This window comes from Mycobacterium paraffinicum (assembly GCF_001907675.1).
Taxonomy (GTDB): Bacteria; Actinomycetota; Actinomycetes; order Mycobacteriales; family Mycobacteriaceae; genus Mycobacterium; species Mycobacterium paraffinicum_A.
The window spans coordinates 392,172-412,362 of sequence record NZ_MPNT01000001.1 but is presented as its reverse complement, the minus strand read 5'-3'; the positions used below and the strand labels follow the sequence as shown (position 1 = coordinate 412,362).

The 20,191-nt window shown below is 66.0% G+C and carries 18 protein-coding genes; 12 read left to right on the top strand and 6 right to left on the bottom strand.

Features of this window, described 5'->3' with window-relative positions; translation table 11 throughout:
* Nucleotides 1-3: 3 nt before the first annotated feature.
* The 5 genes from BRW65_RS01920 to BRW65_RS01900 all read left to right on the top strand — a co-directional run bounded on the left by BRW65_RS01920 (nt 4) and on the right by BRW65_RS01900 (nt 5,225).
* Entirely contained in the window at nt 4-1,581 is a 1,578-nt protein-coding gene (locus BRW65_RS01920; protein WP_073870608.1) for a serine hydrolase, read from the top strand.
* Nucleotides 1,578-3,950 carry a cation-translocating P-type ATPase gene (locus BRW65_RS01915; protein WP_073870605.1) on the top strand — a complete coding sequence of 791 codons (2,373 nt, stop codon included), beginning with the start codon at nt 1,578-1,580 and terminating at the stop codon, nt 3,948-3,950. Before BRW65_RS01920 ends, BRW65_RS01915 begins: the two co-directional genes overlap by 4 nt.
* A 60-nt stretch (nt 3,951-4,010) precedes the next feature.
* Nucleotides 4,011-4,199 carry an antitoxin gene (locus BRW65_RS01910; RefSeq protein WP_073870602.1) on the top strand — a complete coding sequence of 63 codons (189 nt, stop codon included), beginning with the start codon at nt 4,011-4,013 and terminating at the stop codon, nt 4,197-4,199.
* Between the two features lie 4 nt (nt 4,200-4,203).
* Complete coding sequence (locus BRW65_RS01905; protein ID WP_073870599.1) at nt 4,204-4,677, top strand: type II toxin-antitoxin system Rv0910 family toxin; 474 nt, start codon at nt 4,204-4,206, stop codon at nt 4,675-4,677.
* A 113-nt stretch (nt 4,678-4,790) separates the two neighbouring features.
* Nucleotides 4,791-5,225 carry a hypothetical protein gene (locus BRW65_RS01900; protein ID WP_073870596.1) on the top strand — a complete coding sequence of 145 codons (435 nt, stop codon included), beginning with the start codon at nt 4,791-4,793 and terminating at the stop codon, nt 5,223-5,225.
* Between the two features lie 4 nt (nt 5,226-5,229).
* Here the strand turns inward: BRW65_RS01900 and BRW65_RS01895 are convergent, their stop codons facing one another.
* The 5 genes from BRW65_RS01895 to BRW65_RS31130 form a co-directional block, all read right to left on the bottom strand.
* The gene (locus tag BRW65_RS01895; RefSeq protein WP_073870593.1) at nt 5,230-5,709 is read right to left on the bottom strand and encodes a VOC family protein; all 480 of its coding nucleotides are present in this window, start codon (nt 5,707-5,709) and stop codon (nt 5,230-5,232) included.
* Nucleotides 5,709-7,223, bottom strand: coding sequence for a carotenoid oxygenase family protein (locus BRW65_RS01890; RefSeq protein WP_073870590.1), 1,515 nt, complete (start codon nt 7,221-7,223; stop codon nt 5,709-5,711). Before BRW65_RS01890 ends, BRW65_RS01895 begins: the two co-directional genes overlap by 1 nt.
* Nucleotide 7,224: 1 nt before the next feature.
* Entirely contained in the window at nt 7,225-8,451 is a 1,227-nt protein-coding gene (locus tag BRW65_RS01885) for an acetyl-CoA acetyltransferase (RefSeq protein ID WP_073870588.1), read from the bottom strand.
* A gap of 258 nt (nt 8,452-8,709) precedes the next feature.
* Nucleotides 8,710-10,122 (bottom strand): MFS transporter, encoded by a 1,413-nt coding sequence (locus BRW65_RS01880; protein WP_073870585.1) that lies wholly within the window; start codon nt 10,120-10,122, stop codon nt 8,710-8,712.
* A gap of 236 nt (nt 10,123-10,358) precedes the next feature.
* Nucleotides 10,359-10,589 carry a hypothetical protein gene (locus BRW65_RS31130; protein ID WP_139272817.1) on the bottom strand — a complete coding sequence of 77 codons (231 nt, stop codon included), beginning with the start codon at nt 10,587-10,589 and terminating at the stop codon, nt 10,359-10,361.
* A 391-nt stretch (nt 10,590-10,980) separates the two neighbouring features.
* Here BRW65_RS31130 and BRW65_RS01870 point away from each other — a divergent pair, with 391 nt between their 5' ends.
* The 6 genes from BRW65_RS01870 (at nt 10,981) to BRW65_RS01850 (ending at nt 17,275) form a co-directional block, all read left to right on the top strand.
* Nucleotides 10,981-12,462, top strand: coding sequence for a DUF4185 domain-containing protein (locus BRW65_RS01870; protein WP_073870579.1), 1,482 nt, complete (start codon nt 10,981-10,983; stop codon nt 12,460-12,462).
* An 84-nt stretch (nt 12,463-12,546) separates the two neighbouring features.
* Nucleotides 12,547-12,687 carry a hypothetical protein gene (locus BRW65_RS31610; RefSeq protein WP_167373983.1) on the top strand — a complete coding sequence of 47 codons (141 nt, stop codon included), beginning with the start codon at nt 12,547-12,549 and terminating at the stop codon, nt 12,685-12,687.
* A 46-nt stretch (nt 12,688-12,733) separates the two neighbouring features.
* Nucleotides 12,734-12,967 carry a hypothetical protein gene (locus tag BRW65_RS01865; RefSeq protein ID WP_073870576.1) on the top strand — a complete coding sequence of 78 codons (234 nt, stop codon included), beginning with the start codon at nt 12,734-12,736 and terminating at the stop codon, nt 12,965-12,967.
* A 326-nt stretch (nt 12,968-13,293) separates the two neighbouring features.
* Nucleotides 13,294-13,731, top strand: a complete 438-nt coding sequence (locus BRW65_RS01860) for an MmpS family transport accessory protein (protein ID WP_208611739.1) — start codon at nt 13,294-13,296, stop codon at nt 13,729-13,731.
* Nucleotides 13,728-16,595, top strand: a complete 2,868-nt coding sequence (locus BRW65_RS01855; RefSeq protein ID WP_073870573.1) for an RND family transporter — start codon at nt 13,728-13,730, stop codon at nt 16,593-16,595. The genes BRW65_RS01860 and BRW65_RS01855 overlap by 4 nt, the downstream gene beginning before the upstream one ends.
* 62 nt (nt 16,596-16,657) lie before the next feature.
* Nucleotides 16,658-17,275, top strand: coding sequence for a TetR/AcrR family transcriptional regulator (locus BRW65_RS01850; RefSeq protein ID WP_073870570.1), 618 nt, complete (start codon nt 16,658-16,660; stop codon nt 17,273-17,275).
* Nucleotides 17,276-17,289: 14 nt separating this feature from the next.
* Here the strand turns inward: BRW65_RS01850 and BRW65_RS01845 are convergent, their stop codons facing one another.
* A complete protein-coding gene (locus tag BRW65_RS01845; RefSeq protein ID WP_073870568.1) occupies nt 17,290-18,186 on the bottom strand; it encodes an NAD(P)-dependent oxidoreductase in 897 nt (298 codons plus the stop codon).
* A gap of 404 nt (nt 18,187-18,590) precedes the next feature.
* Here BRW65_RS01845 and BRW65_RS01840 point away from each other — a divergent pair, with 404 nt between their 5' ends.
* Nucleotides 18,591-20,186, top strand: a complete 1,596-nt coding sequence (locus BRW65_RS01840; RefSeq protein ID WP_073870565.1) for a GMC family oxidoreductase — start codon at nt 18,591-18,593, stop codon at nt 20,184-20,186.
* Nucleotides 20,187-20,191 lie beyond the last annotated feature (5 nt).

Below are 20,191 nucleotides of genomic sequence, written 5' to 3'. Positions count from 1 at the left end.
GCCATGACGAAACGCGCGGCCGTGGCCGCTGTCACGGTGCTGCTCGGGATGACCGGATGCGGGCCCGCGCAACCGGCTTCCCGCCCGCCAGCGCTCTCTGACGCACCGCCCAACGAGGTGTCCGGCATTGCGATTCCCGCTGGCCGCATCGACGGCGCCGTCGCGAAGGTCGACGGTCTGGTCGGCGACCTGATGAAGAGCACCGGCGTCCCGGGAATGGCCGTGGCGATCGTCCACGGTGGGAAAATACTGTACGCCAAGGGCTTTGGCGTCAAGGACATCGGCAAGGGGCAAGGTCAAGACAACAAGGTCGACGCCGACACGGTCTTCCAGTTGGCGTCGGTGTCCAAATCCGTCGGGTCCACGGTGGTCGCGCACGAAGTCAGCGCGAATGTCGTCGCGTGGGACACCCCGGTGGCGTCCAAGCTGCCGTGGTTCGCCCTCAGCGATCCCTACGTCACCAGCCACGTGACCGTCGCCGACCTGTATTCGCACCGTTCCGGGCTGCCCGACCACGCCGGCGACAAACTCGAAGACCTGGGCTACGACCGCCGGCAGACCCTCGAACGGTTGAAGTACCTGCCGCTGGCCCCATTTCGCGCCAGCTACGCCTACACCAATTACGGGGTTACGGCGGCCGCCGAGGCGGTGGCCGCCGCGGCAGGCAGGTCATGGGAGGACCTGTCCGACGAGGTGCTCTACCGGCCCCTGGGAATGACAGCGACGAGTTCGCGATTCGCAGACTTTCTCGCCCGTCCGAACCGCGCGGTCAACCACATCAAGATCGCCGACAAATGGGAGGCCCGATTCCAGCGTGACCCGGACCCGCAGTCACCGGCGGGCGGCGTGAGCTCCTCGGCGAGCGACATGGCTCGCTGGCTGACGATGTTGCTGGGCAACGGAACCTACGACGGCCGGCGGATCAGTGCGCCGGAAGCCATACTGCCGGCGATCAGCCCGCAGGTGGTTTCCGCGCCCGCGAAGACGCCTGGGGCGCGCCCCGGGTTCTACGGATACGGCTTCAACGCGTCGGTTGATTCCTCGGGGCGCACCCAAGTCAGCCATTCCGGCGCCTTCGATCTGGGGGCGGCGACGAACTTCGTCGTGCTGCCCTCGGAGGACCTGGGCATCATCGCGTTGACCAACGGCGCGCCCTACGGCATTCCGGAGACGCTGACCGCCCAATTTATGGATCTCGTTGAGTACGGCCAGATCCGCGAGGACTGGGCAGCCTTGTACAAGAAGGCGATCGGCTGGCTGAACAATCCGCAGGGCTCGCTGGTCGGCAAGCAGCCACCGGCGAACCCGGCCCCGTCCAGACCGCTCGGCGACTACACCGGCGTGTACGCGAGCGACTACTGGGGCCCGGCCATCGTCACGGAACGCGACGGTGCACTGCAACTGGCGATGGGACCGAGGAACCGTTCGGTCACCGTGAGCCATTGGGACGGCGACACCTTCACCTTCGGTCTGACCGACGAAAACGCGCCGCCCGGAACGGTTTCCAAGGCCGTGTTCTCAGGCAACACGCTGAACCTGGAGTACTACGACTCCGACAAGCTGGGAACGTTCACCCGATGATCGCCGGTCTGACCGATGCCGAGGTGGCGCAGCGGGTCGCCGACGGGAAGAGTAACGCCGTCCGCGAACGCGCCACCCGCAGCATCCCCGACATCGTGCGGGCCAATGTCTTCACCCGGATCAACGCGATACTGGGGGTGCTGTTGCTGATCGTGCTGGCGACGGGCTCGCTGATCAACGGGATGTTCGGCCTGCTCATCGTCGCCAACAGCGTCGTCGGCATGGTGCAGGAGATCCGGGCCAAGCGGACGCTGGACGCCCTGGCGATCGTGGGACAGGCGAAACCGTTGGTGCGTAGGGAATCCGGGACCCGCACCCTGCCGCCCTCGGAGGTGGTGCTCGACGACATCATCGAACTCGGTCCCGGCGACCAGGTCGTCGTCGACGGCCGGGTCGTCGAAGAGACCAACCTGGAGATCGACGAGTCGCTGCTGACCGGTGAGGCCGACCCGATCGGCAAGGCCACCGGCGACGCCGTGATGTCGGGAAGCTTCGTCGTGGCGGGGACGGGCGCCTACCGCGCCACCAAGGTCGGGCCGGAGGCCTACGCCGCCAAGCTCGCCGAGGAGGCCAGCAAGTTCACCTTGGTCAAATCCGAACTGCGCACTGGGATCAACCGGATCCTGCAGTTCATCACCTACCTGTTGATTCCGGCCGGCCTGTTGACGATCTACACCCAGTTCTTCACCACCCATGCGGGGTGGCGGCAGTCGGTGCTGCGGACGGTGGGTGCGCTGGTGCCGATGGTGCCCGAAGGACTTGTCCTGCTGACTTCGGTCGCGTTCGCCGTCGGGGTGATCCGGCTCGGCCAGCGCCGGTGCCTGGTGCAGGAGCTGCCCGCCATCGAAGGGCTCGCCAGGGTCGACGTGGTCTGCGCGGACAAGACCGGCACCCTGACCGAAAACGGCATGAGCGTCGCCGGCGTCGAGGAACTCGAAGCGGCGCAACGGAACAACGTCGAGGACGCACTGGCGGCGTTGGCCGCCGCCGACCCGCGCCCCAACGCCAGCATGCAGGCGATCGCCGAGACCTATCACGCACCACCCGATTGGGTCGTCACGGCTACCGCGCCGTTCAAGTCGGCCACCAAGTGGAGCGGGGTGTCCTACGGCGACCACGGCAACTGGGTGATCGGAGCGCCGGACGTCCTGCTCGATCCGGCGTCGGCGGCGGCCGAGCGGGCCGAGCGGATCGGCGCGCAGGGGTTGCGGGTGCTGCTGGTCGGCACCGGCGACGTGGCCGTCGACCACCCGGACGCCCCGGGTCGCGTCACCCCCGTCGCGTTGGTGGTCCTCGAGCAGAGGGTCCGTCCCGATGCCGCCGAGACGTTGGATTACTTTGCCGAACAGGGTGTTTCGGTGAAGGTGATCTCCGGCGACAACGCCGTGTCGGTGGGCGCGGTCGCCGACAAGCTCGGGCTGCGCGGTGAGACGATGGACGCGCGCCGGCTGCCGTCGGAACCCGCGCAATTGGCCGACGCGCTGGATGCCTACACCACGTTCGGCCGGGTGCGGCCCGACCAGAAGCGCTCGATCGTGCACGCCCTGCAATCGCACGGGCATACCGTCGCGATGACCGGCGACGGCGTCAACGACGTGCTGGCGCTCAAGGACGCCGACATCGGCGTCGCGATGGGCGCCGGCAGCCCGGCGTCGCGGGCTGTCGCGCAGATCGTTTTGCTGGACAACAGGTTTGCCACCCTGCCGTACGTCGTCGGCGAGGGCCGGCGGGTGATCGGCAACATCGAGCGGGTCGCCAACCTGTTCTTGACCAAGACCGTCTACTCGGTGCTGCTGGCGCTGCTGGTCGGCATCGAATGCCTGTTCTCCAAAGCGATCAAGGCCGATCCCCTGCTTTACCCGTTTCAGCCGATTCACGTGACGATCGCGGCGTGGTTCACCATCGGGATCCCGTCGTTCATCTTGTCGCTCGCCCCCAACAACGAGCGCGCCTACCCGGGCTTCGTCCGGCGGGTGCTGAGCTCGGCGCTGCCGTCCGGGCTGATCGTCGGCACCGCCACCTTCGCGTCCTACCTGCTGGCCTACCACGGTCGGCATGCGACCTTCCAGCAACAGGAGCAGGCGTCCACCGCGGCCCTGATCACGCTGCTGATGACGGCGCTGTGGGTGCTCGCGGTGGTCGCCCGTCCCTACCAATGGTGGCGGGTTGCGCTGGTCATCGCCTCGGCCCTGGCCTACGTGCTGATCTTCAGCATCCCGCTGGCCCGCAAGGCGTTCCTGCTCGACCCCTCCGACGTGGTGGTGACCTCGACCGCCGTGGGGATCGGTGTGCTGGGCGTCGCCGCCGTCGAGGCGATGTGGTGGATCCGGGCCCGGATGCTGGGCGTGCAGCCGCGGTTGTGGCGCTGACCACCCGGAGCGCGGGCCCGCAAGCTTAGTAGGATTTCCGGCGGGGAAAGGACGGGGTACATGGGATTCTTCGACAAGGCCAAAGACCTGCTGTCGCAGAACGCCGACAAGGTCGAGACGGCGATCGACAAGGCCGGCGAATTCGTCGACGACAAGACGCAGGGGAAATACTCGGACACCATCCACAAAGTCCAGGAAGAAGCCAAGAAGGCGGCCGACGCCGCGGCAAAAGGCGACAACCAGAACTGAGCTCATGGCGAAACTCTCCGGATCCATCGACGTCCCGCTGCCGCCCGAGGTGGCCTGGAAGCATGCCTCCGACCTGTCCCGGTACAAGGACTGGCTGACCATCCACCGGGTGTGGCGCAGCAAACTGCCCGACGACATCGACAAGGGCACGGTTGTGGAGTCGATCGTCGAAGTCAAGGGCATGTACAACCGGATCAAATGGACGGTCGTGCGGTACAAGCCGCCGGAAGGCATGACGCTCAACGGCGACGGTGTCGGCGGCGTGAAGGTCAAGCTGATGGCGAAGATCCAGCCCGCCGAGGAGGGCTCCATCGTCAGCTTCGACGTGCACCTCGGCGGCCCGGCGCTGTTCGGGCCGATCGGCATGATCGTCGCCGCCGCCCTGCGCGGCGACATCGACACGTCGCTGCAGAACTTCGTCACGGTGTTCACCAGACCCGACCCCGGCATGAACGGACACGGCGGCGTTCGACGCTGATCGCGTACCATTCCGCCCGAGCGTCACGCTGGCGTGTTGGTTGCTCGCGGGCGCCACGCTAGCGTGACGCTCGATCGCACAGGTACGGTCCCTAGTCGGTTAATCTCGCTAGCATGACTCCCCGGCTGCGCCCTGGTTGGCTGGTGGCGCTTTTCGCGTTGGTGATCTCGGCCAGTGCGTGGCTGCCGTGGCTGACGACGGCCGTCAACGGTGGAGGCTGGGCCAACGCCATCGGGGGCGCGCACGGCAACCTGGAACTCCCGCGCGGATTCGGCGCGGGCCAGCTCATCGTCCTGTTGTCCTCGGCGCTGCTGGTCACCGGCGCGATGGTCGGCCGCGGCCTGTCCGTGCGGCTGGCTTCGGTTGGCGCACTGTTGATCTCGTTGCTGATCGTCGCGCTCACGGCGTGGTACTACAAGCTGAACGTCAATCCGCCGGTGTCGGCGCAGTACGGCCTTTACGTCGGCGCGGTGGCGGCGGTCTGCGCGGTGGTGTGCTCGATCGCGGCGGTCATCACGGCGTTGGCTTCGCGACGGTCCGGCCGCTGACGACCTAGGGCGACGGGAACTCGTGACTGCCCGAGCTGGCGCTCTCGCCGGGCTCGTTGACGCCGAACACGAAGGGCGCGAACACAATTTCGCGGCCGTCCGGGTCGCGGTAGGTGACCGCGCCCGTCGCCTCCCAGTACGGGTGCTGTTCGACCGGTTCGTGTCCCGCGGCCTGCAGCCGCGCAATCGCCTCCTGCTGGGCCGGCCGGTCCGGAAAGTACAGGCACAGCTGTTCGTGGTGGTCCACCGCGACGGGCTCGGCGGATTCCACGATCTCCAGGGTCAGGTTCCAGCTGGGCAGGCCGAAGATGGCGCCGTTGCTGCCGTAGCTCTCACCGAACGTCTCGAAGAGCGGCAGCCCGACGACCTCGCGGTAGAACCGCACCGTGTCTTGGAAGTTCGAGGACCGGCGCGCGAACCGGATGCCGCCGATCGGCGCCAGCTGCGGGGGCCAGTGTGTGGTGCGGCGGGGGTGGTGTGCCATCACAGCCCCACCGCTTCGGCCGCCGACTCCGCGGTGTCCCAGTGTCGCAACTGTTCGCCGGGTGCCCACGTCGAATGGGTGCCGCTCGAGATGCGCTCGGGCAGTCGAAGTTTGCACACCGGTCCGTCGGCGATCCGGCCGGCGTCGAAGACCACGCAGTAGGAGGCGTCGGTGTTCATGTCGGTGGTCAGCGTGACCAGGTAACCGTCGTCCTCGCCGGTGGCACCGACGCGCGGCGCCATCGCCGTCTCGCTGCCGTAGACACCTTCGCCGAAGGAGAATTCCTGTTGGCTTCCGGTGTGCAGGTCGTGTTTGACCAGCCCGTCGAACAGGAACCAGCCGGGTTTGCCGGTCGCGGCGTAGGCGTAGCGGTAGTTGCCGGCGGCGTAATCGGGATTGATGGTGCCGAACTCGGTGATGGAGTCCGACAGCCGCTCTTCCCGCACGGCGCCGGTGGTCAGGTTGAACCGCCACCGGTGCAGCCGCGACTGCAGCCGGTCCAGCGCCAGGAAGCGAAATAGCTTGTCCCACTTGGATCCACCGGTGTCGGCCGGGGAAGGATCGCCCTCGAAGAAGCCGTCGAGCACGACCTCGTCACCGTCCTCGTAGGCGTTGACGAAGTGCAGCACGAAGGTCGGGTCCGCCTCGAACCATCGAATTTCGCCGGGTCCGCCGCGGCGGGGAAGGATCGCGAACCGCGACGGGATGTCGGGATAGAAGCGCGGCACGTGCACGTCGTGCTCGAGTAGGGCGGGGTCCCAGAACAACGGGAAATCATTGAGGATGACGTAGTTTTCGGTGAACGCCATGTCGTGGGGGAGTCGCGGTCCTGGCAGCTGGATGTCGACGTAGTGGACCAACTCGTTGCTCTGGTCGACGACGCCGTAGCGCATGTACGGGGCCCGCTTGCTGTAGTTGAAGAACAGCAGTTCGCCGGCCTTGGCGTCGACCTTCGGGTGCGCGGACACGCCCCAGTCGGTGGGGAACCGCCCGTTCCAGGTCTCCTTGCCCAGGGTTTCGCCCGAATACGGATTCACCCGGTAGAGGTCGCCGCACTGGTAGAAGCTGGTCAGCGCCACACCCCGGTGCACGACGACGTCGGTGCTCGACGCGTCCTTCATCCGGGTGCGCGCGCCCCAGCCCCTCTCGCGCTTGGCCAGTTGCACCGGCTCGGCCAGCCCAGGCCAGAGTGGCTCGCCGGCCTCGTTCTCCGCCAGAAAGCCGTCGGTCCGCACAAAACGATTGCGGTAGAACGCCTTTCCGTCGCGGAAGCCGACCATGTGCAGCATGCCGTCGCCGTCGAACGGGTGATAGGTCTGCAGCGCCGGGTGCAGCGGGTTCTCGGTGTTACGCAGGTAGATGCCGTCCAGGTCGCGCGGGATTTCCCCTGCCACGGCGGTCAGGTCGTCGGCGTCCCACTCGGTGGTCTGGGGACGCCACGGCCCGGTCCGGTACGGGTGGTCGTCGTCCTCGGGCAGCGTGGACAAAAACTTGCCGACGATCGCGACGTCCATGTCAGGCACCTGCTGCGGTGCTGACAACGAAACTCACCGTCGTGGCGGTGCTGCCGCCGAAATTGAGGGTGCCGAAGGTCTTGGCCCCGTCGACCTGGTACTCGCCGGCTGCGCCGCTGACCTGTTTGGCCGCGTCGAGCAGCATCCGCACACCCGAGGCGCCGACCGGGTGGCCGCCGCCGATCAGCCCGCCGCTGGGGTTGATCGGCAGTCGGCCGCCGATTTCGATCTCGCCGTTTTCGATCGCTTTCCACGACTCACCCGGGCCGGTCAACCCGATGTGGTCGATCGCCAGGTACTCGCTGGGGGTGAAGCAGTCGTGCACCTCGTACCCGTCGAGGTCGTCGAGGGCCAGCCGCGCGCGCCGTAGCGCGTCCTGCACCGCGGCCCGCACATGCGGGAGCACGTACGGGTCGTCGGCGGCACGGTCCAGCTTCTGCCGCAGACCCAGTCCCACCGTGCGGTGCCCCCAGCCGTCGATGCGGCCGATGGGGCGCGCATCGGGATGAGCGCGCAAATAGGCGTCGCCGACCAGAACCAATCCCGCGCCGCCGTCGGTCATTTGGCTGCAATCAAAGCGGCGCAACCGGCCCTCCGTGACGGGGTTGATCGTGTCGTCATCCGTGATGGGGTCGGGCACCGTCCACCCGCGTGTCTGGGCGTTGGGGTTGCGTCGCGCGTTGGCGAAGTTCAGCTGGGCGATGGCCCGCAGATGCGCGTCGTCCAGGCCGTAGCGCCGGTCGTATTCATCGGCGACCTGAGCGAACATCGACGGCCAGAGGTAGCGCGCGCCGGCCCCCTCGTGACCCGTCCACGCGGCGGCGCCCAGGTGCTGGGCGGCCGTGTCGCCGGCCACGGTCTTCTCAAGCTCGACGCCCAGCACCAGGGCGGTGTCGTAGGCGCCGGACCGCAGATCCGCCATTGCCGACAACGTCGCGATGCTGCCGGACGCGCACGCTGCCTCGTGGCGCGAGGCGGGGGTGTCCCAGAGGTCGGCGCAGACCGTGGCCGGCATCGCGCCGAGGTGGCCCTGGCCGGCAAACATCTCCCCGAAGGCGTTCCCGACGTGCACCACCTCGATGTCGGCGGGGTCCATCTTGGCCGTGCCAAGCGTGCCCTCGACGACCTCGGCGGTCAGGGCGGCGAAATCGCGGCCCTCCTTGGTCAGGTTGCGCGCGAAGTCGGTTTGCCAGCCGCCCAGGATCCACACGCCCGCCGAGCCATCCATACGCCGCACGGTACTCCAGGATCGCCGCGACGATGAGGCCTATCCGCGAGGGAGCGTGTGGCGAGCGAGTGCCCGAAGATGGGGCGGCCCCGTCGGCTCTCGGGCTGAACCGACGGGACCTAGGCGGACGCGAAGGCCGGCCGACGCGTTCGCCTCTCATGGAACATTGCCCCGGATGGCGGGTGACAAACATGCGGAGTGAACCTCGTGTCCCGTTCGACGCGGCGATCGCTTCGGTGCGGCGCGGTCGCGCACTGCTTAGACGGCGCCTGGGACGAGCTCGGTGGGATCGGGCCCATCCGGCTGACCTGCCGTGATGCCCGCGTGTTTGCGGGCGTCGGCCAAGTCGATTGCAGCCAGGTCGATGCCTTTGGTTTCAACGGTGGTAACGACGGCCACGGCGCTCACGGCGGCGGTCGCCGCCAGGTACCAGGAGATGGGCACCGCGGACTTGTAGGTCTCGAGCAAGCGCACCGCGATGATCGGTGCCAGCGAACCGGCCACGATCGAGGTCACCTGGTAGCCCAGCGACACCCCCGAATAGCGCATCCGCGTCGGGAACATTTCGGCCATGGCCGCGGGCTGGACCGCATACATGAGGCCGTGGATGACCAGGCCGAGAGCGATCGCCGACAAGATAGCGGCACTACGGCCGCTGTTCATCATCGGGAACGCGAAGAAGCCCCAGGTGCAGGCGCTGATCGCGCCGATGAAATAGATTGGGCGCCTGCCAAATCGGTCACTGAGACGTCCGGCCAGCGGGATGACCACGAAGTGGACGGCGTGCGCCACCAGCAGCCACCACAGGATGGTCTTGGTGGCGGCGTGCACGTGGACTTTCAGATAGGTGATGGAGAAGGTGACGACGAGGTAGTACATGGTGTTCTCGCCGAGCCGCATGCCCATCGCAGTGAAAACGCCACGGGGATAACGCTTTAACACCTCGACCACGCCAACCCTGGCGGTCCTGACTCGTTCGAGCTGCCGTTGCGCTTCGTAAAAGATCGGCGCGTCCGTCACTTTGGTGCGGATGTAATAGCCGATCAGCACGACGACCGCCGACAGCCAGAAGCCAACGCGCCAGCCCCAGCTCAGGAATGCCTTGTCCGAGAGCATCGAGGTGAGGACCAATAGCACGACGGTGGCCAGCATGTTTCCGCCCGGCACGCCGGCCTGCGGCCAGCTGGCCCAGAAGCCGCGACTGGACTTCGGGCTGTGCTCGGCGACAAGCAGGACTGCGCCGCCCCACTCGCCGCCGACGGCGAAGCCCTGCGCGAACCGCAGCACCACGAGCAGCGCGGGGGCCCAGTACCCGATCTGACCGAAGGTGGGCAGGCATCCCATCGCGAACGTGGAGACGCCGACCAACAACAGGCTGAGCTGCAGCAGCTTCTTGCGGCCGTACCGGTCGCCGAGCTGACCGAAGACGATTCCACCCAGCGGGCGCGCGGCGAAGCCGACGGCGTAGGTCACGAAGGCGGCGAGGATTGCGTCGAGTTCGTTGCCACCGCCGGGGAAGAACACCTTGCTGAAGACGAGGGTCGCGGCGGTGCCGTAGAGGAAGAACTCATACCATTCAACGACCGTGCCGGCCATCGAGGCTGCGACCACGCGGCGCAGATACGCCTGGCTTTCGAACAGCTTGCCACGCAGGCCGTTACGGTCACTCATCGGTCGCCCTCCTTGGCGAGCCCACCCAGGGTGCCGACCGAGTTTGCTAGACCGCGACGATGGGTGTGCAGGCGGATGGGAGCGTACCTGGCGTGGGCGCTCGACGCACGACGTTCCGGCCGTGCCCCGCGCGCCCGCGGCGGCCGTCGGGCTGACGCGTCAAGGCAGTCACTGCGAGGCGGACAGCCGCTCGCGTGGGTGATCGGCGGTAAGGCCCGCCGTATCGCCGACGATCGCTACGGAAGTGGCGGTGCCGGGGGCGCCGACGGGGCCGGCGGCGCCGAGAGGGTCGACGGCGGCGCCAGCGTCGTGAGCGGCGTCGGCGTGGTGGTGGGCGCCTGGGTTTCGGTGCCGGCCGGCGCCGCGGTCATCGCGGTGCCCGGGTGGTGGCCGAGCCACGCCGCAGCGGCGATAGAAGCGCCGGCGACCGCGAGAAGCGCGTTGCGCTGGATTGTCCGCTTTTTCATCAGAATCTCCTGCTCGATGGTGCGATCCGTATAGCGAATTCCTCGGAACCGTTATACGGATCTCGGTGTCACAGGAGGATAACACCGGCACCGGCGCCGGCAACAGCCCACAACGCGACGAAAGCGTCGCTCGGGTGCCGGCGGTGGACGGTGTTTGTGGGCCTGCAGCTCCGCAAATGTCGGGCGATTTGGGACATGACGCGATTAGCCCACGAGGTAGCGAAGCTAATCGACGAGGCGCAAGAGTTCGCCAGAACCGGCTCCGTTGCGACACGGTCACGGATGAATACCTATCGACGCATCACTAGTCACAAGCGCCGCAGCAATCACTATCGTCACATGAGCCAACTGCGGACGTCAACGCGGTGTCCCGCCGCTCGAAAGGTGTTACATGTCGGCGATTCTTCGAAGTGTGTCGCTAACGATGGCGTCGGCGGCCGCAGTCGGACTCGTCTTCGTGATCGGGCCCGCCCCGTCGGCTTTTGCCACCCCATGCGGCGCACCGGAAGCGAACGTGGAGCCGCCAGTGGCGCCGCCGGCGATGCCCGCACCCCAGCCGGTCGTCCAACCGCCGACCGGACGCCGGCCGACGCACACCAATGACCAGGCGCCCCTGCCCAGGCTGGGCCCGCTTATCTCCCAGTTCCTCAAACCGACGACTCCAGGTCGCCAGGTCGCGCCGATGAGACCGCAGGCCGAGGTGCTCCCGCCCGGGCCCAATCCGCCCGTCCCCGGGCTGCCGCAGCCACCGAACGCCGGTCAGTTGCAGCCCAACGCCGCCCCGGTCCCGCAGCCGCAGCCGCAACCCGCCCCACCGCCGCCGTCGATCGCCGGAGCGCCGACCTCGCTCGTCGACTGGGTGACCGGCCCCGACGGCCCGAATAAGACCCTGCAGCGTTTCAGCATCTCCGGCACCGACCTCGGAATTGCCTGGGACAACGGCGATCCGATGAACCGCCAGGTTCTCATGGCATTCGGCGACACCTTCGGCTACTGCAAGGTCAAGGGCCAGCAGTGGCGCTACAACACGTTGTTCCGCAGCTCGGACCATGACCTGTCGCACGGCATCCACATCTCCGACGGCGTGCCGAACGACCGGTATTCCGGGTCGCCGGTGTGGACGACGAGCCTGTCCAAGCAGGTCGTCAACACCATTCACAAGGCCGCGCACGAGACGGGGATCATTCCGACCGCCGGCATCTCGATCGGCCGGACGCAGTACATGAGCTACATGTCCATCCGGCAGTGGGGCCGCGACGGCGAGTGGAGCACGAACTACTCGGCGATCGCCAGGTCCAATGACAATGGCCAGAACTGGGGGATCTTCCCCACCTCGATCCGCACGGCCTCCGCGGACGCCATCCCGGGAGCCGGGTTCACTCCCGGCAATGAGAACTTCCAAATGGGTGCGTTCATGAAGGGCAACGACGGTTACCTCTACCAGTTCGGCACCCCGTCGGGGCGCGGCGGCGCGGCATTCCTGTCGCGAGTGCCACCGGGGCAGTTGCCGGACCTCACCAAGTACCAGTACTGGAACGGTGACGAGGGCGGTCGCTGGGTCCCCAACAACCCGGGCGCGGCGACGCCGATCTTCCCCGGACCGGTGGGCGAGATGTCGGCCCAGTACAACAGTTATCTGAAGCAATACCTGGTGCTTTACACCAACGGCGGCAGCAACGACGTGGTCGCGCGGACCGCGCCGGCCCCGCAGGGACCGTGGAGCCCCGAGCAACCGCTCGTGTCGTCGTTCTCGATGCCCGGCGGCATCTACGCGCCGATGATCCACCCCTGGTCGTCGGGCCGGGACCTCTACTTCAACCTGTCGCTGTGGTCGGCATACGACGTGATGCTGATGCACACCGTCTTGCCCTAATCGTGACCGTGTCGCACCCCAAATAGTCGGCAAAGCAGGCGCACCCTGAAGAAAGCGGGGGCCCAGCGAGAGAGGAGATCGGCGATGATCACCTTCGAGAATCCGGCCACGTCTACCGCCAGCAAGCCGCGGCGGCCAGACATCGAGGTGCGCATCGAGGGCGTGCACCGCAGAGATGGCGCCGTCCGCCTGGGCATCCTGCTCGACGGGCGGATGGCCACATAGCCGAGCGCGTTGCGGCCGGCCGCAGGGGCCGGGGCAACATATACGCGTGAGTTGGGCGAAGCGCGAAGCGAGGGCGCTCGCGGAGACGAGTCTGACCGGCGACGCGTTGCTCGCTGAGCTCGAAGACTATGTCCGCGCGCACAATCCGCACTTGACGGACGTCCGGCTGGAACGGGCCACTCCGACCGAGGAGTACGACACGGGCGCGCAACCGCCGAGACGGTGGTACGACGTCACCTACCTGGCCGACGATGGCGAGGGATACGGGGTTCGACCGTGAGCCTTGGCGTAGGGCGGCCGGCCGTCGCGCATCGGCGGAGGTAATTCCGGGGTACCGCCTCGAGTACCTCGGCGAGCATGGGCCCGGCAATGGGTGCTGCCGGCGTCTTTGCAACCGATGCCGCTGTGGCAGTGCGGAAGTCGGAACCCCCGTATCTGTCGAGCACTGCGTAGTCCGATCGACCCACCTCGCGAATCGTCCTGCCGTGGTGTAGAGTCGCCTTCGCGACGGAACTCGGGTTCCGTTCACGTCGCGAAGTGTGGTTCCGCGTTTGCCTGCGCTGTTGCGCGGTATCGCGACGCGCCGCCGTACGTCAGGGGAAGGTAATGCTTCGACTCGTCAAGAGGGCGTGGATACCGCTGCTGTTGGTGGTCGTGATCGCGTTGGGCGGTTACGCGGTCGTTCGGATTCGCGACACGTTTGGCGCCAACGGGGCGGTGTCGTCAGGCGAGGCAAACGCCGATAACACGAAACCCTTTAATCCCAAGCACATTACGTACGAACTAACCAGCGCGACGGCCGGGACGGTGAACGTCGATTACCTGGATGAGAACGGGCAACCGCACCTCGTCGACGCGGCGCCGTTGCCGTGGTCGTACACCATTGTGACGACCCTGCCATCGATGTCGGCCAACATCGTGGCCCAAGGCGCCGCTGGGTTGAATGCGATCCGGTGCCGGGTGATCGTCGACGGTCAGGTGCGTGATGATCGCCGCAGCGACGAGTACCAGCCATTCATCTACTGCTTGGTTAAAGCCGTATGAGCACGACCCATGCGCGGCAGAGTCGACCGGTTCTCGCCCGGCTGATTCGCGTCCTGGCGCTGCCAATCGTGTTGTTCTGGGTCTTGCTGGCAGTCGGACTGGGTGTGATTTCGCCGTCGCTCGATGACGTCGCGGCCCAGCACTCGGTGCCGATGACCCCCAAAGACGCACCGGCGTTCAAATCAATGATGCAGATCGGCCGGGTGTTCCACGAATTCAGTTCGGACTCTTCGGCGATGGTGGTGTTGGAGGGGAAGGACAAGCTCGGCGACAGCGCGCACGAATTCTACGACCGGATCGTGGCGAGGCTGAAGGCCGATACCGCCCACGTGCAGCATGTCCAGGACTTCTGGGGTGACCCATTGACCGCCGCGGGTTCGCAGAGCGCGGACGGTAAGGCCGCTTACGTGCAGGTGTTCCTCGACGGTGATCAAGGGACCACGCCCAGTCACGAGTCGGTAGCCGCGGTGCGCAAAATCGTCGCCGACGTGCCCGCGCCGCCGGGCGTCAAGGCGTACGTGGCCGGCAACACGGTGCTCAACGCCGATGTCAGTGTGGTGGGGCACAAGAGCATGGCGACCATGGCGCTGGTCTCGATCGTTGTCATCCTGGCGATGCTCCTGGTGGTCTACCGCTCGGTAGGTACGACCATCCTGAGCCTGGTCGTCATCGGTATCGAACTGTTTGCCGCACAGGGAGTTACGGCTACTGCGGGCAACTTGGGCATCATTGGCCTGACCCCATATGCGGTGAGCATGGTGACCATGCTGAGCATCGCGGCGGGGACGGATTACATCATCTTTCTCCTCGGCCGCTATCACGAGGCCCGGGCCCTCGGCCAGGACCGGGAGGACGCGTTCTACACCGCGTATCAGGGCGTTTCGCACGTGATCTTGGGTTCGGGTTTGACGATCGTGGGTGCCTGCGTGTGCTTGACGGCGACCCGGCTGCCGTATTTCCAGACCATGGGGCTGCCGTGCGCGATCGCGTTGCTTGTGATCGTATTGTCGGCGCTGACCCTGGCGCCTGCTGTCCTGGCGGTGAGCTCCCGATTCGGCCTGTTCGACCCGAAAGGCAATCTCTCGACGCGAAATTGGCGCAAGGTCGGGACCGCTGTGGTGCGCTGGCCCATACCGATCCTCATCGTGACGATGATGATCGCCGTCATCGGTTTCGTCAGCTTGACGACCTACGTGCCCAACTACAACGATCAAAAGTTCACGCCCCAAGATATGTCGGCTAACGTCGCCTACGCCGCCGCCGATCGGCACTTCTCACAGGCCCGCATGAATCCCGAAATGCTCATGGTCGAAGCCGACCATGACCTGCGCGACCCGGCGGACATGCTCGTCGTCGACCGTATCGCCAAGAGCGTGTTTCATTTGCGCGGGATCGAGCGCGTGCAGACCATCACCCGCCCGCTGGGCGCCCCGATCGAGCATAGCTCGATACCGTTTCAGATCGCGATGCAGAACTCCAGCACGCTGCAGACGGCAAAGTTCATGAACGACAACATGGCTCACATGCTCGAGCAGGCCGACGAGCTAGGCAAGACGATCTCCACCATGGAACACATGTACAGCGTCATGCGCGAGTTGACCGCGACCACGCACAGCATGGTGGGGAAGACCCATGACATGGTGGACACCACCAACCAATTGCGCGACCGCATAGCCGATTTCGACGACTTCTTCCGACCCATCCGCTCCTACTTCTACTGGGAACGGCATTGCTTCGACATCCCGATCTGCTGGTCGATGCGCTCGATCTTCGATGCGCTCGACGGAATCGACGATCTCGCCGACCAGCTGGAAGGGCTCAGCGGCGATCTCGACCACCTCGATCGATTGATGCCCCAACTGCTGGCCGATTTCCCGTCGATGATCGACACGATGAAGACGATGCGCGACTACATGCTCTCGACGCATAGCACCATGGCCGGCATCCAAGCCCACATGCAAGAGGCCGCCGAAGGATCCACCCTGATGGGGCAATACTTCGACGAAGCCAAAAACGACGACTCGTTCTATCTGCCGCCGGAGGTCTTCAAAAGCCCCGACTTCGAACGCGGTCTGAAGATGTTCGTCTCGCCAGATGGCAAGGCCGTCCGGTTCATCATCACCCACCAGGGCGACCCCGCCACGGTCGACGGCATCAAACACGTCACGGGTATCAAAGACGCCGTCGCTGACGCCATCAAGGGCACCCCGCTGGAGTCCTCGAAGGTCTACGTCGCCGGGATGGCATCGATGTACAGCGACATGCAACAAGGGGTGATCGTCGACCTGCTCGTCGCGGGAATATCGGCGATGATTTTGATCTTCGGGATCATGTTGCTGATCACCCGCAGCCTGATGGCCGCATTGGTGATCGTCGGCACCGTCGCCGCCTCATTGGGCACGGCGTGCGGCCTGTCGGTCCTGCTCTGGCAAGACCTCATCGGTCTGGGTGTGCAGTGGATCGTTCTGCCGCTGTCCGTCGTGATCCTGTTGGCGGTGGGTTCGGACTACAACCTGCTCGTGGTTTCGCGGCTCAAAGAGGAAATCCACGCCGGCCTCAACACCGGAATCATTCGCGGCATGGGCGCCTCCGGGCGAGTGGTCACCGCCGCCGGCATGGTGTTCGCGTTCACCATGATGTCGATGATTGTCAGCCAGCTACGTGTGATCGGGGAACTGGGCACCACCATCGGGTTGGGTCTGTTGGTCGACACCTTGATCGTCCGCTCGTTCATGACGCCGTCGATCGCCGCAGCCCTCGGGCGCTGGTTCTGGTGGCCCCTCAACACCTTCCGCACCGAACCGGGCTCGCGCGCAACCGACGACGCGCGCACGGCTCCCATTCCGCAGCTGACAGCCCCGTGAGGCGCACCCGCCGGTCTGCCACACTGTCGACGACGAGGTCGCCAGATGACGGAGCGGGGCTCATGACAGAACCGGAATCAAAACTGCGCCAACGCACTGACGGGCGCCTGGATCGGTCCCGCGATCCCGCGATGCTCAATGCCGCCCTGGCGGCGCTGACGGAACACGGCTATCACGCCACCAACATGAACGACATCGCCGCGCGGGCGGGCGTGGGGAAGGCCGCCATCTACCGGCGCTGGGCATCGAAGGCCGCGTTGATGACCGACGCTTTGGTGTACTGGCGGCCCGATCTGCTCAGCGCCGACGTCCCCGACACAGGCAGCTTGGAAGGCGACTTGGACGCCCTCGTCGAACGCGTCAAACGCGACGACAACAACCTGGTCAGCAACGACCTGGTATTGCGAGTCGCGATGGAAGCCGCACATGAGCCCGAACTCGCCTCCGCACTTGATGACCTCTTGCTCGGCAAGGGCAAACGCACGATCTCGGCGATTCTGAAGCAGGCCGCCGATCGGCGAGAAATAGCCGACGACCGCGACTGGTCGTTAGTGGCCGATGTGCTCGTGGCCATGGGGCTGCTCCAGGTTGCCCGGGGAAAGAGCGTCGACGCCGATTTCGTCCGCCAGGTCATAGACACCGTGATCCTGCCCGCGGTCCGCGCTCCGACAAACCCATAAGGGCCGACCCCCGATCAGATCGGGCGCGCCGCCGGTCGGCGCCCGGCAAAGACACCGCCCATGAGTGGTTTGACCGCTTCTGTCAACGGCGTAGCCACCCCACGCGCCGCCGCGAGCGCAGTCGCGGCATCAAGGTCCTTCGTTGCGACGTTGATTGCGTTGGCAATACGGTCCTGTGGCACTGCAACGGGGAATGTTCGGACTTCAAGCATCTTCAACGGTTGGGCGTGTTCGGCTTCAGTCTCGCGTAGTGCCTCGAGGAAGGTGGGCAAATCAACGCCACCCGCGACCGCCAGATCGGCAGCTTCGTCGACCGCCGCCCAAGTGGCATACGTGATGAGATTGCGGGCGATCTTCGCCGTCATCCCGGCGCCGACCGGGCCACAGTGCACGATCGCTCTGGCGAAGTCTTTCAAGACGGGCAGGGCGCGCGCGACGATGTGGTCGGGACCTCCCAGTAAACCGACGAGACCGTTGTGGGCGGCCTGATCACCGGGTGTGACGCCGCAGTCCAGCAGCGCGACGTCGTGCGCCGCGCACATGGTGTGAAACTCCTTCACCGCAGCGACGGGAACCGTTGACAACACCACCACGATCGAGCCTGGCAGCGCTCCGGCAAGAATTCCTCCCGGGCCGGCGAGGGCATGGCGAGCCTGTTCTTCATCGAACACCGCGAGCAGTACCACGTCGCAGCCGCGGGCCAGCTCGGCGGCCGAAGCCTCCTGCTGCGAGATCCCCTCGATTCCGTCGGCGGCGTCAGGGCGCACATCGAAGACCAGTGGAGTGCGCCCGCTTCGCAGAAGGCTGACCACAATTCCCGTGCCGATGGCTCCCAGGCCGACCACACCAACACGCAACGCGCTGGCATCTCGTGACTGTGTCACTGGGTTCGAGAATCGCGGCGCTGACATCCGGGCCTCTCTTTCCCTCGGCCCCTGCGGTCCGACGTACAGATTTTGTACAACGTACAGATTACCGTGTACAGTGCTGCGGCCTGACTGGCGGCACGCTCGTTCGGTTGCTGATCGGTTTCGTGCCCTGCGCGATACCCCTCGGGGCCCTTCGATAGGGGCCCCGTTCAGGGTCGCTCGTCACTGTGCCGCCGAGGCGTCCAGCGAAACTCGTTGTCGCTGGTGCGATCCGGCAATCGACGCTTGGCCCGCCGTTGTTCGCCCGATCATCGGGCGCAGCACCGCCCGGACGCTAGGGATTACCACAGAGCTCGCCGAAGTACTTCCGTCGCTGAGCCGCCGCGGCTACTCTGCTGAGAACACTGTTCTCGTACAGTGAGTACACCGAATCGGAAGGGCTGCCGGTGAGCGAGTTCGACTACGTCGTCGTGGGTGGCGGGTCTGCGGGATGCGTACTGGCTGACCGGCTCAGCGTGGACCCCGGCAACAAAGTGTTGCTCCTCGAGGCTGGCGGCACCGACCGCAACCCTTTGGTGTCAATGCCGAAGGGCTTCGCATTCTTGATGAAAAACCCACGCTACGTCTGGGAATACGACGTGGAACCGTTCGGGCCGCACCGACAGCAGGAGCATTGGGTCAGGGGCAAGCTACTCGGCGGGTCGAGCTCCATTAATGGGCTGGTCTACAACAGAGGTCAGGCGGCCGACTACGACGATGTCGTCGCCCGCGGCAATCCGGGCTGGGGGTGGGACCAGATGCTGCGCGTCTTCCGGACTATCGAGGACCATAGTCTGGGCGCCTCCGCGGTTCGCGGCGCCGGCGGCCCCCTTGGTGTCAGCGTTATCAACACCCACGACGAGGTCTCCGAGGCGCTGATGGATGCCGCGACCACCCTGGGTATCAAGCGCGTCGAGGACATCAATGCCTCCGACGAGGAGCGCACCGGGTACACGGCGGCCACGATGCGAAAGGGCAAACGAGTCAACTCGGCGAAGGCGTTTCTGCACCCGGCCATGAAGCGGCCTAACCTCACGGTGCTGACTGACACAATCGCCCAGCGAATCGTCTTCGAATCCGACCGCGCCGTGGGTGTGGAGGTGAGTACGGCCAAGGGCACGCAGGAGCTTCGAGCCTCCCGCGAGGTGATCATCTCGTGCGGGAGTTTGGCAACTCCGAAGCTGTTGCAACTGTCGGGCATTGGCCCGAAAGAAGTATTGAGCGCGGCCGGCGTCGACGTCAGGGTGGACAGCCCGCGAATCGGCGAGGGATTGCGCGAGCACCGGTGCATACCGCTGCAGATGCGGCTCAAAGAGAACAAAGGCTACAACCGGTTTCTGTCCACCCCCCTTGGCCAGGCGCGCGCGGGGCTGCGCTATCTGACCACCCGCAAGGGGCCGATCGGCACCGCCGCCTACGACATGCTCACGTTCGTCCGCGCCGACGCGGCCAGCGAACGGCCCGATGCGCAAGTGCTTATGACACCTTTCTCGTTGGGTGTCGGGCCCGTTGACGGTGGCATCGAAGGCCGGGCCGGCCTATCCCTCTTGGGCTTCGTTCTGCGGCCGACCAGTGAGGGCTCGGTGCACATTCAATCGGCCGATCCCGGTCGGCCGCCGCGCGTCGAGGTCGCGTACCTCGAAACCGATTACGACAAAAGGGTATCGGTGGCAATGTTTCGGCGCATGCGGGAGATCGTTGAGCAACATCCCGTCGCCGACATGATCTTTTCCGAGATCGAACCCGGGCCCGCGGTGGACGACGACGACAGCATCCTGCGGGCGGGACTGCTCTACGGCGGTGCCGGGTATCACGCGTCCGGGGCGTGCGCGATGGGTCCGGCGGAATCCGACCCGTTGGACGCCCGCCTGCGCGTGCGCGGGGTGCCCGGGCTGCGCGTCGTCGACGTGTCCATCCTGCCGACGATGGTGGCGGGCAATCTCAACGGCCCCATCATGGCGATGGCTTGGCGCGCCGCCGAAATGATCCTGGAGGACCGATGATCGAT